Source organism: Pirellulales bacterium (genome assembly GCA_036490175.1).
Lineage (GTDB): Bacteria > Planctomycetota > Planctomycetia > Pirellulales > JACPPG01 > JACPPG01.
Window position 1 is genome coordinate 1 of sequence record DASXEJ010000336.1, and the last position, 16,463, is coordinate 16,463.

The window sequence follows — 16,463 nt, forward strand, 5'->3', positions numbered from 1 at the left end:
CTGACCTATCTCAAACTCAGCGGTAAGCAAGTGGGCTTGCTGATCAATTTCAATGTGCCCGTTCTGAAAGATGGCATAAGGCGCAGGATTCTCTGATCAAAGTGCAACGCCTTTGAAATTTTTCGAGAACCATAAACGTGCGAAGGACCTTTCAACACCTTCTGCATGTCTCCGTGCCTCCGTGTCTCCGTGGTGAAAGTCTTTATTCCCATGTTTTGACGATGCGCCATGCCCGATCCGCCCCCTGCGAAACGTGCCGTTCGTTTTTCTTCTACGCCGCGAGCAAGCGCGGTGCGGCCTGCAGTCCGTTATGCCGAGTTGCACGTCAAGACGAACTTCTCGTTTTTGGAGGGAGCTTCGCATCCGGATGAACTGGTCGCTCGTGCGGCCGAGCTGAACTATGCGGCCTTGGCCATTACGGATCGCGATAGTCTGGCAGGGGTGGTGCGCGCTCATGCCGCGGCCAAGGCCGTGGGGCTAAAGCTTTTGATCGGCGCCGAAGTGCACCTGCTCGACGCACCCGCGGTTGTTCTGTTGGCCACCGATCGGGCGGCGTATGGGCGACTGGCGCGGCTGCTCAGCCTGGGGCACCGCCGTGCGCCGAAGGGATGTTGCGAGCTACGCCTGGACGATGTGGCCGAGCATGCCGAGGGCCTGTTGGCGCTAGTATCTTTGCAGGATGCCGAAACGGAACCTGGGAATCTGTCTCGACAGGACCAAGCGCGCGGAGCAACCGCGGGCGGCTTCGCGGAAGATGTCGCGGACGAAGTTGCGAATGCCAGCAAGAACAATAACGAGGCAGCGACAGCCTTGCGCCTCTCGTCCGGCTTTTCGCGGCATCAGGGCCAGCGGATAAAGAACTGGCTGGCTCGCTATCGTGAAGCTTTTGGCGATCGCTGCTACGCGCTGGCCGAGTTACACCGGGGGCCGGATGACCAGCGCCGGCTCGCGGAAATGATCGAGAAGGCGGGGCACGCGCGGGTGCCGCTGGTGGCTGCCAACGACGTGCATTATCACGTCCCCCCGCGGCGGGCGCTGGCCGACGTGCTGCTGGCGACGCGTTTGGGCACGACGGTCGTAGCGGCGGGGCCACAGTTATCTGCCAACGCCGAACGGCATTTGAAATCACCCGGCGAGATGGCCGAACTGTTTGCCGCCTTCCCTGCGGCTATCGCGCGCACCTGTGAGATAGCGGATCGCTCGACATTCTCTCTTGAGGAATTGCGTTACGAATATCCCGAGGAACTTTGCCCGGCGGAAATAACGCCGCTGGCTCATCTGACGATGCTCGCCTGGCAGGGCGCACAGCAACGTTATCCGCAGGGAATTCCAGACAAGATTCGCACGCTGGTCGAGCACGAGTTGAAACTGATCGAAGAGTTGCACTACGAGGCGTATTTTCTCACCGTGTGGGACCTGATGCGATATGGCCGCAGCCGCGGCATCCTTTGCCAGGGACGCGGATCGGCGGCCAATTCCGCCGTTTGTTATTGCCTGGGAGTTACCTCGGTCGATCCGGCGCAGATTGCGGTGCTGTTCGAGCGATTCGTCAGCCGCGAGCGTAACGAGGCTCCGGACATCGACATTGATTTCGAGCATGAACGCCGCGAGGAGGTGTTGCAGTACGTATACGACAAATATGGACGTGATCGCGCTGGCATGACCGCCGAAGTGATTACATATCGCCCACGCTCGGCCGTGCGCGACGTGGGCAAGGCTCTGGGGCTGTCGCTGGATCGGGTCGACGCCCTTTCCAAAACGCTGGATGGCCATCACGACGAGCATCGTTGGAGCGATCGGCTGCGCGACGCCGGCGTGGATACCGAAAGCCTGGTGGGGCGCCAGTTGGCTGCGTTGGTCGAACAGTTGATCGGCTTTCCTCGCCATCTTTCCCAGCATGTCGGAGGCATGGTGATCACGCACGGGCCCTTGTGCGAAATGGTGCCGATCGAAAATGCCGCCATGCCCGGCCGCACGGTGATCCAGTGGGACAAGGATGATCTAGACGAGTTGGGGATTTTGAAAGTCGATTGCCTGGCACTGGGCATGCTGACCGCGATTCGCAAATGCTTTGACCTGATCGAGCTTCATTGTGGCCAACGATGGACCTTGGCCACAGTGCCGGCCGAGGATCCGGCCGTGTACGAAATGATCTGCCGCGCCGACACCATCGGCGTATTCCAGATCGAAAGCCGCGCGCAGATGAGCATGCTGCCGCGGCTACGGCCGAGCAAGTTTTACGATCTGGTGATCGAAGTGGCCATCGTGCGGCCGGGGCCGATCCAGGGAAACATGGTGCATCCCTACTTGCGCCGGCGTGCCGGGCTGGAACCGGTCACTTATCCCAACGACGCCATTCGCGATGTGTTGGAAAAGACCATGGGCGTGCCGATCTTCCAGGAGCAGGCCATGCGGCTGGCCGTCGTGGCGGCCGGTTTCACGCCGGGGGAAGCGGATCAGTTGCGTCGCGCGATGGGGGGCTGGGGCCGGCCTGGCGTGATCGAGCAATTTCGTCAGAAATTGATCACCGGGATGCTGGCTCGCGGGCTGTCGGCCGAGTACGCGGCGGGCGTGTTTCAGCAGATCAGCGGCTTTGGAGAATATGGCTTTCCAGAGTCGCATTCGGCCAGTTTTGCGCTGTTGGTTTATGTCTCGGCCTGGCTCAAGCATTACTATCCAGACGCGTTTGCCGCGGCGCTGTTGAATAGCCAGCCGATGGGTTTTTATGCGCCTGCCCAGTTGGTGCGCGATGCCCGCGAGCATGGCGTAGAGGTACGGCCTGTGGACGTAAACCACAGCCAATGGGATTGCACGCTGGAGGCAGGCGATTTGGATTCAGCACAGGACGCGCGAGAAGGTCCTGCATCTTCTTCTTACGCGGCAAGAGGGGCAGGACGGGCGCTACGTCTGGGCATGCGCTTGCTGCGAGGGTTGCCCAGTGGCGTGGCAGAAAAGATTGTCGCGGCGCGTGGCGCGACTCCGTTCCACTCGCTGGCCGATCTCGCCCGGCGGACGGGGTTGGGGCGGGCAATGTTGATGCGGCTTACAAAGGCAGACGCCACGCGGTCGCTGGCGCTCGATCGGCGCACGGGATTGTGGCAGGCGCTGGCCGAAGAATCGCAGGCCCGGGCGCTACCGTTGTTCGATCGTTTGCCGGGGGATGCGGAAGAAGAACCGGCTGCGCCGCTGCCTACCTTAACGACGTATGAAGAAGTGCTGGCCGATTATCGGACGGCGGGTCTATCGTTGCGGGCACATCCGATGTCGTTTTTGCGAGCGAGGCTCGAGCCGCTAGGGATCTTGCGGGCTGGCGAATTGGCCACGGCGCGGCCGGGGCGCCAGGTGCGCGTGGCCGGCCTGGTGTTGGTACGGCAACGCCCGGGCACGGCCAGCGGCGTCACCTTCGTCACGCTAGAAGACGAAACCGGCGTGGCTAATCTGATTGTTCGCCCCGATGTCTGGCGACGCTATCGCGCGGCGGCCAAGCATGCCGCGGCACTGATGGCCCAAGGACGGCTGGAGCGACAGGGCCAGGTGATTCACATCCTGGCCAATAAGTTGGTGGACGTGGTGCAGATTTCGCAGCGGATCGACTCGCAATCACGGGATTTCCGGTGAACGAAGCCGTGCCTGGCACGGGCACACGCCGACGCCCTCACTCGCCCCCTTCGCGGCGGCCGGGCTGCGTGCCGATGTCGTAATGCATCTCTTTGAGAAATGTCAGCAGGTCGGCCATCTGCTGTTGATCGACCGTTTTCTCGAGTCCTTCGGGCATGAGCGACTTGTCGCTGCTGGCGATCTGGTCGATCTCGCTTTTCAGGATCGTTTGTTCAATGTTCTTGTCGCGTCGCAGCGTGATGCTGCTGGCGGTTTCGGCCGCGATCAATCCGGAGTGAATCCCGCCGGAACGATCGATGATCGTGTACTGAATATAGGCCGGCTGCACCTCGCGATTGGGATCCAGGACGTGCAGCAGCAACTCTTCGGGTGTGCGATGCTTGGTCAAAGCCAGGTTTGGCCCTACGGCCTGACCTTGCGCGCCAATCTGATGACAGGCCATGCACTCACGCTGGTAGATTTTCTCGCCGGCCGCCGAATTCCCCTGTAGCGCGAGCGCCGGCCGGTAGCGATCATACACCTCTTGACGAGGGCTGGTGTCGACCTCGAACAGCTTTTCGGCACGGAGCCGCACCGCCACGTCGCGATGCGCCAGCAGCATGCCGCGCTCGACGCGGGTGACCTGGTTGGCGGCTGCTTCGCCGCTCTCGATAGCGGCGACAAACTGTGCCAGCCACTCGGGCCGGCCGAACAATGCCTGTACCGCAACGGCGCGCACGCGTGGCGTATATTGCCGCCAAGGCGCCAGCAATAGCGCTGCGACTTCTGGATTGTCGAACGTGGCCAACGCCTGCACGGCGTTTCGCTGCGCTTCCTCGGGTTCGTGCGGCACCAGCAGGCTCGCCAGCGATTCACTGACCTGGTCGAATTGGCCACATGACAATGCCGAAATCGCTTGAGATCGCTCGCCCGGCGGCGTGTCCGGGCTGGTTACTTGCCGCTTGGCATCGGAAACGACATGGTCGACCAGCGCCGCTGAGCTTGTCGAAAGCCGGGGTCGCAACCGTTGCAAACTGGTCTCGGCACCGCGCAAGCCGCTCGCCATGCCCAGCAGGATCGGTTGCATGGTCGTCCGCGAGACAGCGGCGGCGGAATTCGCTAGCGCGTCAAGCAAATCCGCAGCCTGACGATCGTGGTCGTCGTCACGCCCGACAAGAAAAGCCAAATGTCGCAGCAAAGTTGCATCGCACGAGTTTCCAGCGGCCGAGTCGAGTCGTACCACGTTTAGCAAGAACGCACGGGCGCGTCCTCGGCTGGAACTGAGTAGGGCCATGCGAATCCAGGGGTCGCTGCCGTCGCGGCGCGCGATGATTGTGAGACCGTTAACAGCATCTCTCTGGGCAGCTTCGTCACCGCCAATCTCGCCCACCGAGAACGCAACCTGAAAGCGCACGCGCGGCGATTCATCCGCTGCCAGGCGCACGACAAGGGCCCGCAGGTCTGCGGCCTCGGTCAATCGGGATTCGGCCAATCGCACGGCATGCTCGCGGACGCCGGAACTTGTGTCAGCCAAGGCGACGCGCAGATCGTCGTTCGTTAATGCGCCGAGTTGATCGAGCGTGTAGAGGGCGTGCAGCCGCGCCAACTCGAACGAATTCTCGCTGGCCATCTGCCGCAGCGGCTCGACAGCGGCTTTGTCTTGTCGTTCGCGCAGCAGACGCTGCGCCGTATCGCGCCACCAGCCGCCGCGATGCGCAAGCGCAGCTACCAGGTCCGCCGTGCTGGCCGAGTTCAATTGCGGTTGCGCGGGGGTCGTAAATCCGTCGGGCGTGATGCGATAGATCCGACCGCGGCCTTGGCTTCGCAAGTTGATGCGCGTCACCACATCCCACGGCACGTGTACCGATTCGATTACCTCGCGGGCCATATCGGTGACGTAAACGCAGCCATCCGGGGCATTGAGACTATTAACAGGCCGAAACCAGATGTCGTTCGAGCGGACGAATTCTGTGTTATCGTCGGCGCGCAGCGAGCGAAACGTCACGCCGTCCGGCTCCAGACGGCGGCGATGGATCAGGTTGGTCTGGCCGTCACCAACGATTAGGTTGCCGCGATATTGCGGCGGATAAGCATCGCCGCGATAGATCACCAGGCCCGCCACACCGTCCAATACGTCATGGCTCAGCCCTGTCGAGTTGGCCGAACGCTCGCCCAGGGCCAATCGCCGCGTCGAACGCACGATGCGCCAGCCTTCGAGCGGGCTGATTCGAAAAATCTGCACGGCGCCCGGCGTCAGATCGTTCACGGCGCTGGGAACGGCCAGTAACGGATTGCGGGCCAGATAGCGATTGGGCAGCATGACCTGCATCGACGGGTCGGCCTGATCGCACAGGAAACGATTTCCCCAATCATCGAAGGCGTTGCCGAACTGTCCTCCGCCCGTGGTCAACTCAATGCGCATATTTTCGGGATCGAAACAGAAGTCTCGCCCGCTGATGGCCACGGGTTCGGCGGCCGGGTCATCCTCGGCGCGGATTTGGCCGCCGTTCTTGGACGTGGTGGCGTAGATTTTGCCGTCCAGGCCCCAGGCCAGGTTATTGACCGAGCCTTGTTCGTTTTGCGTGCCAAAGCCAGAGTACACAATACGGCGCACGTCGGCCTGTCCGTCACCGTCGGTATCTTTGAAGTAGTAGATGTTGGGTGCCGCCGCGACAAAGACTCCCTGTCGCCAGGGGACCACACCGGTGGGCCACAGTAATTCGTCCGCGTAGGTATAGCTCTGGTCAAAGTGGCCATCGCCGTCGGTATCGACCAGCATGCGCACGCGGCCGGTCGGCTTGTCCCCTTGCTGAGGACGGTAGGGATAGTCGCGCATCTCGGTGACGAACAAGCGGCCTTGTTCGTCGAAGGCGGCTGCCACCGGATCCACGACGTCGGGTTCGTGAGCCAGCAGATCCATACGAAAGCCGGGAATCGTCTCGAAAGACTTAAGTGCTTCGGCCGGCTCACGAGCGGGAACGGGTTTGAGAAGTTCGTCGAGCTGAAGCTGTGGCAACAGGGGAGCAGTACTGCTCGTTGTCGGGCCGCGCACTCGCGCCTGCGCGGCGGGCGGATCGTGCCTGGGCCGGCTGGCGATTGCCAACCAGGTAAGACCACCTAGCATGCAAACGATAAAGATCCGCGTCGACAGGCTCATCGATCCTCGCATCATCGCGACAGGTTCGGGCTCTCAGCGCCGCAGCCACATGCCGACGGCGCACGACCGGCGGTCCTCGCCCCGCACCACATGATAAGCCCGCCGGAACGCAGTCGCCAGAATCGGCCGCCGGCGAACCTGGGCAACCAGTGCGTTTTTTTATCCCGCCAAAAACGGCCGCAGGCCCGCCAAATGTCGGCGGGAGTCATGATTTCCACCAGCGCTTTGCTTACCCGCGGTGGACCCCTTACAGTTGAGGGTCGCATCGTGGGCACGTCGCAGGGGCTGTTGTGCATGATCGAAATCCGCCATCTCCGCAAACAGTACGACAGCACTGTCGCGATCGACAATTTGAATCTGTCGATTCCCGAAGGTGAGGTTTTTGGGCTGATCGGGCCCAATGGCGCGGGCAAGACGACTTTGATCCGCATACTCGCCACGCTGATGGAACCCACCTACGGCGAGGTGAAAATCGCCGGCATCGACGTCTGCGAAGCACCGCTAGAAGTGCATCCGCTGATCGGCTACATGTCCGACTTTTTCAGCATGTACGAAGACATGCTGGTGTGGGAATACTTGGATCACTTCGCGGCTTGTTACGGCATCGAGCGGGCGCGGCGCGAGCAGCTTATCGACGACGTTTTGGAGCTGGTCAGCCTCGAGGTGCGTCGCGACGACAAGATCAAGGCGCTGTCGCGTGGGATGAAACAGCGGCTGTGCTTTGCCAAGACCCTGCTGCACCAGCCGAAGGTGTTGCTGCTGGACGAACCGGCGTCGGGGCTGGATCCGGCAGGACGAATCGAATTCCGCGAGATTCTCAAGAAGCTGCGCGACATGGGGCGCACCGTGCTGATATCGAGCCATATCCTGACCGAGATGGCCGACTTCTGCACGTCGATTGGCATCGTCGAGCAGGGGCGCCTGCTGGCCAGCGGCCGCGTGGAAGATATTTTGCGGCAACTCAAATCGCGAATGCGGCTCGTCATCGAAGTCGCGGCCGAGCAACCACGGCTCGTGGCATTGTTAAAGGAAGAGCCTGCGGTGGAAGAGTTGGAGACGCGCGACGGCCACGTGACGTGCGCTTGGGGAGCCGCCCGAGAGGATCTGCCCGCGCTGCACCGGCGCTTGGTGCAAGCCTCGATCCCGTTGGTCTCGCTGAGCGTGAAGAAGGACGATCTGGAGGATATATACATGCGCATCTCGGGTCATCGGACGAGCTAAATGGTGAGTCGTGTCGAATGTCTCAGCCGGCAATGCCAAATCAAACTGTGGCGGCACGCGTACGGCATGAAATTCGATCCTGGTAGTTCGTGCTTCACACGGCATTCGCAGCTTAGATCCTGGACGTTGGATTTATAAGATCTTGGCCCATTCCTTATCTGCAAGCAGCTCTCATGCGACTTGACTACTGGAACGATCCGCTGGTGGTGAGCGCATACCGTGTGCGGTTTCGCGGCAGCGGGCCGTCGATTGTCGCCGGTACGTACTTTCTGGCGTTAGTTACGACCGGGGGCATCCTACATCACTATCTGGCGGCCGACCCGAATGTGTCCTGGGTGCGGGTCTATTTTATCGTTCTGATCTCGGTGGAAGTTGTGATCACCGGCTTGTTCGCCATGATGGCAACCTGGCAATCGATGCACGCTGAGGTCGTGAATCGCACGCTCGACTATCAGCGGATCGCGGCGGTAGCGCCGCGCGACATATTGCTCGGCAAGCTAGTCGGCGAGCCGGCCCAGGGTTACTTGATGGCGCTGGCCGGATTACCCCTTTTGGCCTGGTGCTGGGGTATGGGCGCCGTCTCCCTGGAGGCGTTGGTACTGCTCGTCCTGCAGGTGTTTACCACGGCGATTTTGCTAGGCACGCTGGGACTGGTGCATCCGTTGGACACGGGAGGCGACAAGAGCAAAACGTCCGGTCGCACGATCAGGAATGTGGCGCTGATAATTTTCGGCGTGTACGCGATGCAGATGTCGATCTTCATGTCGCTCATGGGCAACCATCCATTGACGCAAGTCCCACTGGGATTGCTGACGCCCGTGTTTTCGATCACGGCCGTGGCGCGCGAGATGCCAGAGGAATATGGCCTGCCATTTTATTCCTGGCGCGTACCGTGGCTGTTTCTCACTCCGGTGACCCAACTAGCGGTCGTGGCCATCGTTTTGCACTCGATCACCCGTCGTTTGGTCAGTCCTGTGAACGTGGCATTGGGCAAGCCGATCGCCTATGCGATCCTAGCGGCGATCGACGTGATCGTGATCGGGGCGATGCTGGATCCCCGCACATTTCCACCGGCGCTCGACATGCGTGTCGCAGCGTTTTGCTTGGCGCATGTCGTCGCCTCGTTGCTGATTGTCTTGACGGTCACGCCCAACCGTGAATGTTTGCGAACCTGGATCTGGCGGCTCCGTGGACGGCAGCCGTGGTGGAAAGATGCATTGGTCGGCGAACGCTCAGAGAATTTCGGGGCGCTTGTCGCGTTCTGCCTGATGGGACTCGCCGCAGGCATGCTTTTAATCATCTTGCCTGCCGGCGCGCAGGTGGCGCCCGTTGCCGTGGGAGAACGAGTGGCGTTCTGTTTGCCGCTCGTGGGCACGATGTGCCTGCTGATTTTGGCAGTGGGGTCGCTTTACCAATTGCTGGTGTCAATCGGGACGGCTGGCGCGACGATATTTGTCGGACTCGTGGCCACGATCGTGATCGTTCCGCACATGGCCGGCGCTTACCTGCAGATACCGGAACTGATGGCCGCGAGCCCTTCGGCACAGTTTACGCAGTGGATTGCGGAGGTGCCCCCGAGCTTGCCGCTGTGGCCGCTGGTGGCGGTTTACGGCACGATCCTGATGGTCTCTCAGTACGTGCTTCGTCAGCGGATCAAGAAAAGCAGCGCCGCGGTTGGGCGCATCATTGCCGGGATGCTGGCCGAACCGGTTCCGGCCGAGTCGGTCGCCAGCGGCGCGTAGTGATTCCCAGCGAAACGCTGATTCAGCGCGCGACGCGAATTATGCTCGCGCGGCGGGCGCCGCGCGAAAGCATTTGAAGGCCCGCGCCCAATGCGGCCGCGAACTACGCATCGCGCCGCACGAGGCCCACGGACCAGGCCAACGGCCCAGGGCTGACGTCGACGTTTTCGAAATGAAACGGCCGGATCCATTCGATGTTGAACATCGTGCCCAACTCGGTGCGAATTTCTTGCTCGCTGACGCGCGGAGGACCTTCGCTCGTAGATTCGTCGTTGGCGTTGCCGGTCAGCAGCAAGAAACGGGTGCCCGGTCGTGTGAGCCGGTCGACGGTAGCCAGATAGCCTGGCAAATTCGTGCGCCGCACGCAGTGGTAGCAACCGCGATCGAAGACGAAATCAAAGGGTTGTTGAGCCGGCATGGCCGCTACATCGGCGACGAAGAAATCGATGCGCAACAGCGCTGTTTGCGCGTGTTGACGGGCGCGATCAATGGCCACGGCCGAAATATCGGCGGCCGTCACCCGAAATCCCTGCTGGGCCAGGTAAATGGCGTTCGTGCCCGTGCCGCATCCCAGTTCGAGGGCGCTACCGGGAGTAGCAAATCCCTCGGCGAGCACGCGCACCAGTTCCGCCGAGGGGCGCTGCGTGTCCCACGGTAGGTCGCCTGCTTGATAGACCTCGTCCCAGTCGCGGGATGTGACGGTTTTGGGGCGTTCCGCCTGGCTCATTATAGCGCCTCCGCGCGGGTAACTGATTTGGGAACCATCGCCGCTGAATTATAGGCGCTGATGCCACGAGAAGGCTAACACACTTAAAAGTGCGCCAGGGAGCCGTATGCCTGAGGTGCGGGCTTGCGAAATTGTGCCGCGACACCCTCTGCCAGTCGAACGACCAACTTGATTGCGAACGGACCAATCCGATTACGCAGTGCCGCGAGATGGCCAGTGGCGACAGAGCGATTGATATCGCACCGCTTGCAGACCCGGTAGCGGCGATCCGGCGCACACTTTCTGTGCGCAGTCAGTGCCGGACGCGTTATCGACCGATTTGGTCGAGCGTTGTGATAGGGGTCTCGATCGTCCCGGCGATAAGGTATTTGCCCTTGCCTTTGCGGGTTACTTTCGAGCCGCCGGCCGCGGTTTTGAGATGCTTCCGTCCGGCGAGCTGCATCGTGCCCCCCTGGAAGTCGTACGACACGAAATCTTGCGTGCGGACGATCTCGTGATCGTTGCCCGCGGCATCTTTGGCCACAAAGCGACCGGTTTCGCGCGTCTCGTGTCGATCCATTTTTTGCGTCCTTCGCAGTTCCAGGATTGGTCGGCGGCAGGGCGCAGTATAGACCGCAAGTAAGGAGATAAGCGGATAATTGTTCTCTATGACGACGGAATGTGAAAGGAATGCAAAAAAAGTGCGAACCGCCGGCAGAGGCACTACCGGGCGGGCGATGCGTGCCGGCAGTTCTATTCCTGCGCACGGAGTGGAGCGCAGGCGTGCCGAGATCATGGCAAAGAATCGCCGATCGCGAAACCCTGCTGACGGAATCGCAAAGCTCGTGGGCTGGCCGCGCGTGGCAAGGGAACCGCGCGCCAAGGGACAGCCCATGCTTTGCCGAACAAGTTCCCCACAATGGCGCATGGCATGTCCCGGCTGTCAAAAGTGTCTATTGCCTGAGGAGCGCGGGGGAATGCTAAGAGGCACGCTTGCGTCGCAGCGTGGATACCCAAAAGCGGCTATCCAAGGCCCACCATTAATGCCCGGTCCATAGCCCCGGCACGACGTGCCGATATGAAAGCAAGTGGTAAGCTTGTGGTGAGCACGTGCGTTGCTGCTGAGCATCATGACGGCGCCGCGCCTTGACGGGTCAACTTGATTCTTGCGGCGTCTGCTGCCAGCGGCGTAAGTGCCCCGAGAGGCGGCATTGCGAACCGAACCGCTGCTGCGGACTGACATTCGTCCCGCGCCCGCGAGGCATGGCCAAACGCGGGACGGTTCGCCATTCGACCGGGCGCACGTCCTGACAGTGGGTGGTATCGATTATTTGGCCGAAAATCGCCCCACGTCGATCGCTCCGCGTAGTTGTTGATGCTGAGCATTACGTAAGCGCACTAACAAGTGGCTGTTTATGCCTTGACCGTCGACGCCAGGAACTCACAATAAGATCATGGTGTCGGGACATCCAAGACCGGTAGTAAACGCCGCTGCCACGGTGATCGACCGGCCGGACTTTCTTGTCCGGCTAGGGGTGTTACTCCCTTGTTCGGAGCAAGATGTCAAGGAGGCGTACCTAGCCAAGGCCAGGCACGCACACCCGGACGCTGGCGGTAACCACGAGCGATTTGTCGAGTTACAAACCGACTACGAGAAGGCGCTGGAATATTGCAAGTTCCATTCCGGTCGCCGGCGTTGGCTAGCTGATAGCGTCGAGCGCTATATCGAGCAACAGCAGGTGGTCGCCGAAGTCGAAGAACGGGGCGGTCGGGCCACCTTGGAGCACCTCGACTGGCTGAAGCGCGAAGTCGGCGAGGATTTTGCCCAGGTGCTGGATACGATCGCCGGCATTCGATTTTCTGGCCCCATGATTGGCGATGAGGAGATCGAGTATCTCGTCAGTCGTCGTGCGGTGCTCGATTCGCTCCATTGGCTCGACCTGTCGCGGTCGAAGGTCACGCACCGCGGCTTGTCTAGGCTGGCGGCGTTGCCGAATCTGCGGAAAATCGATATCCGCGAAACCGCGATCGGCAATCGAGGCGTTAAGGCGATGAAGTCCCTGCCGAAGCTGGAGTGGGTCGGACTCAGCGGCACCGCGGTCAATTGGTTCGGGCGATTTCGCTTACGCCGCTGGCGGCCCAACCTGCAAATCGCCTGAGCGTGCTGGCAATCGCCGCGGTCTCGACCGGGACATTTTCCTTCCGCGCAAACGTTAGCCCGAGGCAGATGCGAGATTCCGGCGGCTTTTATTCGCCGCCAGACTCTCGCCGCAGCATCGGGCTGGTGCGATTACTCGATTGCGGGCCTGATGAATCAGGCGGCGTCTTCGAGCTTGGTGAGCATTTCGATCGCTAGGCGGGCGTTGGCAAGCCCGCCGATCTGGTCGACAAAGTCCTGCACGGCCAGCATCTCGTCGACGCCGAGGTCCACGTTGGCCGCGTCGATGGCGGATTCGATTTCGGCGGCCGTTAGATCTTGAATGCGGAGAAAGCGGCTCATGGCTGGGTCCTTCCTTGGCTCCAGAGGGGAATGCGAGCTCACAGTGAGGAATCGGAAGCAAAGGGGTTGCGAATTGAGCGATTCGTCCGAAGTCTGTAAGCAGATACCGATTAGGCAACTTTCGACAGCGCATCGCTGCCAGCAGAGCAGTGTTGCGCCGGCGACTTCTCGCTAGCGCCGCAGCAACACCACGAACGAACGCGCACGGGCTACGCGCGCCCTTAAGAGGTGCAATCAACAGTCGCTGCAAAATAGGCCCCGTCACAAAAGCCCGGTCAGATGGCCCCTGTCAGATAGGCCCTATCAGATAGGTGCAATCAAACAGGCGACGGAAGTCGGTTGTTCGGCCGTCGAATGACCCACGAAGATTCCCAACGCCGGTGCGACCACCTCCGGCCAAGCCATGCCGTAGCGCTTGAGCACATCGGGCAGCACGTCGCGCACACGGCACAGACCTTCGTCGATCGCGGCGGTGCTTGGGTACTGGCTTACCGAGCTGCTCGCGCGGCGATCGCCATCACGGTCGTCTAAAGCCCGCATCGATTGTTCCCCCTTGCGCACTGCGAAGGAATTTGATGTCCTAGCCGTCAGAATCGATTTTACCGGATACTGTACAAATGTCAACTATTTGGGTGCGGGGCGTCTCGCGACTAGGTACCGCGACTTGGCGGTAGGACCGGGACGAGGGGCCGAGCCCTAAATATCCGCGTTTCTAGCGATCCAGTTGCGATCCCCTCTGCGGCCTAGCGAAGCCCGGAGATGTGCGGCGAATAAACGAGCGATTGTGCTTGCGGCAACAACGTTGCCATCGATACGCCGATGCAAGTCAGGCGAGAGCAATCGGATTAACCCTCGGAGTTTGTTGCGGATGAACGAGGTAATACACTTCGACCCGGTCCACGACCTGGTTCTGCAGATCATGAGCGAACTCGGGGAGTGTGCCGCCGACGAGTCGGAAATCACCAAAAGTGTCTTGGTTCGGCAAGGACACTACTGCGGGCGAGCCTTCAAGTTCCGCGACATCCGCGCCGTTTGGTTCGCGGAAGCCAACGAGCTGAAATTCTACCGCGAACGTGGTCCGCTGTTGCGCTCTGTGCGATTGAACGGAGCGACGCAAGCGTATCGCGCGGCGGCCTAGCGTCCTTGCCCGGTGCAGTCGCGATCGCAGAATTTGGCACAGCAGCGCGACGGCCGGCGCGCTTACGACAGGGTGCCCACGCGTCGCTGGGCTGGCAACAGCGGAATGACCTCGGCCGCGGCGCGCTCGCCCGACTGGATTGCGCCATCGAGATAGCCTAGCCACTCGTCCGCGGTCTCTGTGCCCGACCAGTGGATGCGGCCGCAGGGGCGTCGCAGTGCCTCGCCAAAGCTGGTCAGCGCACCGGGGCTGGTTACGCCGACGTAGCAGCCGCGACTCCAGGGATCGTCATTCCAGTTCTTCTCGGCGAAATCGGTCGGGGCCAGCGCCTGCGGACCGAAGAACCGCGCGAATTCTTCCAACACGCCGGCTCGTCGTTCGGCCGGCGATCGCTCGCCCCAGACCCGTGCCACCTCGCCATCGCTGAACGATACCAGGGCCGGGTGTGCCCCGTCGTGAGATGAATCATCGAATGTCGTGACGGTCGGCCCCGTATCGCTGAATGCTTCGCCCGATAGCCCGGCCTCGCGCCAGAACGCGCGATCGTATGTGGCGACGTACTTGATAACCGATCCCATCGGCATCCGCGCCGCGATCTGATCGCGTGCAGCCGGCAAAGCGGCTTCGTAATGAATGCGGCCGGCCAATAGCGGCGGGATGGCCACGATAACGCGTTGAGCAGAAAAGCGGCCGACGTCGCTGCGTACGATCACGCCGTCGTCATGTTGTTCGATGGCGCGGACCGGCGCGCTGAGAATCAGCCGATCGGCCAGCGGCTCGGCCAGCCGCTGCGAGATCTGTTGTGCTCCGCCGACAAAGCGTTCCTGTTGCGCGCCGCCACGAATCGAGATGAGACTTTCCAGCCCATGTCCCGAGCGCAAATAGTTGAGAAAGAACAAGAACGACAGGTCGCGCGGTTCCGAGGTGAAGACGGCCCGCGTCACGATGTCGAGGAAAAGTCGCGCTCCCTTGGTGCGCATGTTGCGGCGCTTCCAGGTTTCGAGCGTGATGCTGTCCCATTCGCGGGCATGCGGCGCTGCCCAGGGGCGATCGGGGGACAATTCACGCTGAAATTTATCGAGCCTCTTGCTGGCCCACAGCAATTCGAGCTGCGCAAGCACGGACAATCGCGGCAGGTCGCCCTTGTAACGCTGCAGCTTGCCGGCCCAGGAGAGAATCTTGGTGCCGGTGTCGTACTGTGGGAATCGCTCAATCCCTAGTTCGCTGGCCAGTGCCGCTAGCCGATTTTGCGTGGGACCGATCCACTGTCCCCCCAGGTCGATCGTCTCGCGACCGAGCTGCTGACTGAGCGTGCGTCCTCCCACCCGGTCGCGGGCTTCCAAAATCAGACAGCACACGCCTTGTCGGGTAAGCTGTCGTGCAGCGCAGAGACCTGCCAGTCCTGCTCCTACCACTACGACGTCGATGGCCTCGCGCGAACTGCCCGCTCGTTGCTGGTCGGCCGCAAGCGACATGATCGTTCTCCCCCGTAGAGCTGCGAAGTGGCCGCTTTCCCCCGGCGCACAGGCTAACCGCGCGCATCGACGATGGTCAACCAGATTTATGCCGTAAGAGATGTCGTCCCAGCACTGCGCATGACGGGGACGGCGCTCGACAATCACGGAGACGGCCAACGGCGGTCGCGGTGCGGAGTGCGGCGCTCTCTCGCCACAGTCCGACTGTGGCTAGCGCCGCAGCGGGACGTCCTCGACCAACGCGTCCGAACCGGTGTCGCCGGTCGATTCTGCCGCAGGCGCGGGCGTGGTTGTCCGGTGGCGATTCCACCAGGCGACGAGCTTGGGCTGCTCGAAGGCCTTTTGCCCCTTGATGACCTCGACCGAGCGGACATCTTGATTGGCGTCGTAATGCACTTCGACGCGCACGTCGGTACCATCGGCCAGCATCTCGGCCGGGATGCCCACCACTTCCCACAGCCCGAACGTGGCCACGTCGGCTGCCCCGTGGATCAGTGCCCGGCCGGCCTTGACCCCCTTGGTGTATCCCTGCTTAAAGGCGAAGACGTCGACGGTGTCTCCTTCGCGCTCGTCAATCCAGGTGGGCGCACCGAGCTCGGCAATGACATGCGTGCGCGCTGTGCCCTGGCTAAGCACGCCGAGATCCTTCTTTGGAGGCTGTTGCGTGGCCTTTACCGCGGCGCAGCCGCCTGCCATCGCCGCCGCGCAGGCGAGCAAGATCAATATGCGGTCGAGGGATTGGACGCCAGCAACATACACAGTGTGTCGGGCTCCGCAGTAGGAGGCTAGGGGGGGGCGATCATACTTATGATCGACCAACCGGGTCAATCGCTGGCATCCGACGATCCTGTCAATCTCGCAACGGAAACGCTTTAAACGCGCCTTCCGCAAGCAGCGAATACGTGGTCTACGTAAGCCGGGAGTAGA

13 protein-coding genes are annotated in these 16,463 nt (G+C 61.5%); 6 read left to right on the forward strand and 7 right to left on the reverse strand.

All coding sequences use genetic code 11. The annotated features are described in order from the left end of the window. Together VGG64_25275 and VGG64_25280 are read left to right on the forward strand one after the other, a co-directional pair. Window positions 1–96 carry a GxxExxY protein gene (locus tag VGG64_25275; GenBank protein ID HEY1602942.1) on the forward strand — a complete coding sequence of 32 codons (96 nt, stop codon included), beginning with the start codon at window positions 1–3 and terminating at the stop codon, window positions 94–96. 195 nt (window positions 97–291) lie between these two features. Continuing rightward, window positions 292–3,618, forward strand: coding sequence for an error-prone DNA polymerase (locus VGG64_25280; protein ID HEY1602943.1), 3,327 nt, complete (start codon window positions 292–294; stop codon window positions 3,616–3,618). Window positions 3,619–3,655: 37 nt separating this feature from the next. Here the strand turns inward: VGG64_25280 and VGG64_25285 are convergent, their stop codons facing one another. Further along, window positions 3,656–6,769 (reverse strand): PVC-type heme-binding CxxCH protein, encoded by a 3,114-nt coding sequence (locus tag VGG64_25285; GenBank protein HEY1602944.1) that lies wholly within the window; start codon window positions 6,767–6,769, stop codon window positions 3,656–3,658. 252 nt (window positions 6,770–7,021) lie between these two features. On the opposite strand from VGG64_25285, the gene VGG64_25290 reads away from it, so the two are divergent. Both VGG64_25290 and VGG64_25295 read left to right on the forward strand, forming a co-directional pair. After that, the gene (locus VGG64_25290; GenBank protein HEY1602945.1) at window positions 7,022–7,975 is read left to right on the forward strand and encodes an ABC transporter ATP-binding protein; all 954 of its coding nucleotides are present in this window, start codon (window positions 7,022–7,024) and stop codon (window positions 7,973–7,975) included. Window positions 7,976–8,148: 173 nt separating this feature from the next. Further along, window positions 8,149–9,717 (forward strand): hypothetical protein, encoded by a 1,569-nt coding sequence (locus VGG64_25295; GenBank protein HEY1602946.1) that lies wholly within the window; start codon window positions 8,149–8,151, stop codon window positions 9,715–9,717. 103 nt (window positions 9,718–9,820) lie between these two features. Here VGG64_25295 and VGG64_25300 read toward each other — a convergent pair whose 3' ends face one another. Together VGG64_25300 and VGG64_25305 are read right to left on the reverse strand one after the other, a co-directional pair. Next, a complete protein-coding gene (locus tag VGG64_25300) occupies window positions 9,821–10,444 on the reverse strand; it encodes a class I SAM-dependent methyltransferase (protein ID HEY1602947.1) in 624 nt (207 codons plus the stop codon). Window positions 10,445–10,751: 307 nt separating this feature from the next. Then, the gene (locus tag VGG64_25305; protein HEY1602948.1) at window positions 10,752–11,003 is read right to left on the reverse strand and encodes a hypothetical protein; all 252 of its coding nucleotides are present in this window, start codon (window positions 11,001–11,003) and stop codon (window positions 10,752–10,754) included. An 874-nt stretch (window positions 11,004–11,877) separates the two neighbouring features. On the opposite strand from VGG64_25305, the gene VGG64_25310 reads away from it, so the two are divergent. Further along, the gene (locus tag VGG64_25310) at window positions 11,878–12,582 is read left to right on the forward strand and encodes a hypothetical protein (GenBank protein HEY1602949.1); all 705 of its coding nucleotides are present in this window, start codon (window positions 11,878–11,880) and stop codon (window positions 12,580–12,582) included. Between the two features lie 155 nt (window positions 12,583–12,737). On the opposite strand, the gene VGG64_25315 is transcribed toward VGG64_25310, so the two are convergent. Together VGG64_25315 and VGG64_25320 are read right to left on the reverse strand one after the other, a co-directional pair. Then, window positions 12,738–12,923, reverse strand: a complete 186-nt coding sequence (locus VGG64_25315; GenBank protein HEY1602950.1) for a hypothetical protein — start codon at window positions 12,921–12,923, stop codon at window positions 12,738–12,740. A 303-nt stretch (window positions 12,924–13,226) separates the two neighbouring features. Then, the gene (locus tag VGG64_25320; protein HEY1602951.1) at window positions 13,227–13,463 is read right to left on the reverse strand and encodes a hypothetical protein; all 237 of its coding nucleotides are present in this window, start codon (window positions 13,461–13,463) and stop codon (window positions 13,227–13,229) included. A 328-nt stretch (window positions 13,464–13,791) separates the two neighbouring features. Here VGG64_25320 and VGG64_25325 point away from each other — a divergent pair, with 328 nt between their 5' ends. Further along, complete coding sequence (locus VGG64_25325; protein HEY1602952.1) at window positions 13,792–14,061, forward strand: hypothetical protein; 270 nt, start codon at window positions 13,792–13,794, stop codon at window positions 14,059–14,061. Between the two features lie 62 nt (window positions 14,062–14,123). On the opposite strand, the gene VGG64_25330 is transcribed toward VGG64_25325, so the two are convergent. Continuing rightward, window positions 14,124–15,536, reverse strand: a complete 1,413-nt coding sequence (locus VGG64_25330; protein ID HEY1602953.1) for a flavin monoamine oxidase family protein — start codon at window positions 15,534–15,536, stop codon at window positions 14,124–14,126. A gap of 210 nt (window positions 15,537–15,746) precedes the next feature. Beyond that, window positions 15,747–16,295: a hypothetical protein gene (locus VGG64_25335; GenBank protein HEY1602954.1), complete on the reverse strand. Its 549-nt coding sequence runs from the start codon at window positions 16,293–16,295 to the stop codon at window positions 15,747–15,749. Window positions 16,296–16,463 lie beyond the last annotated feature (168 nt).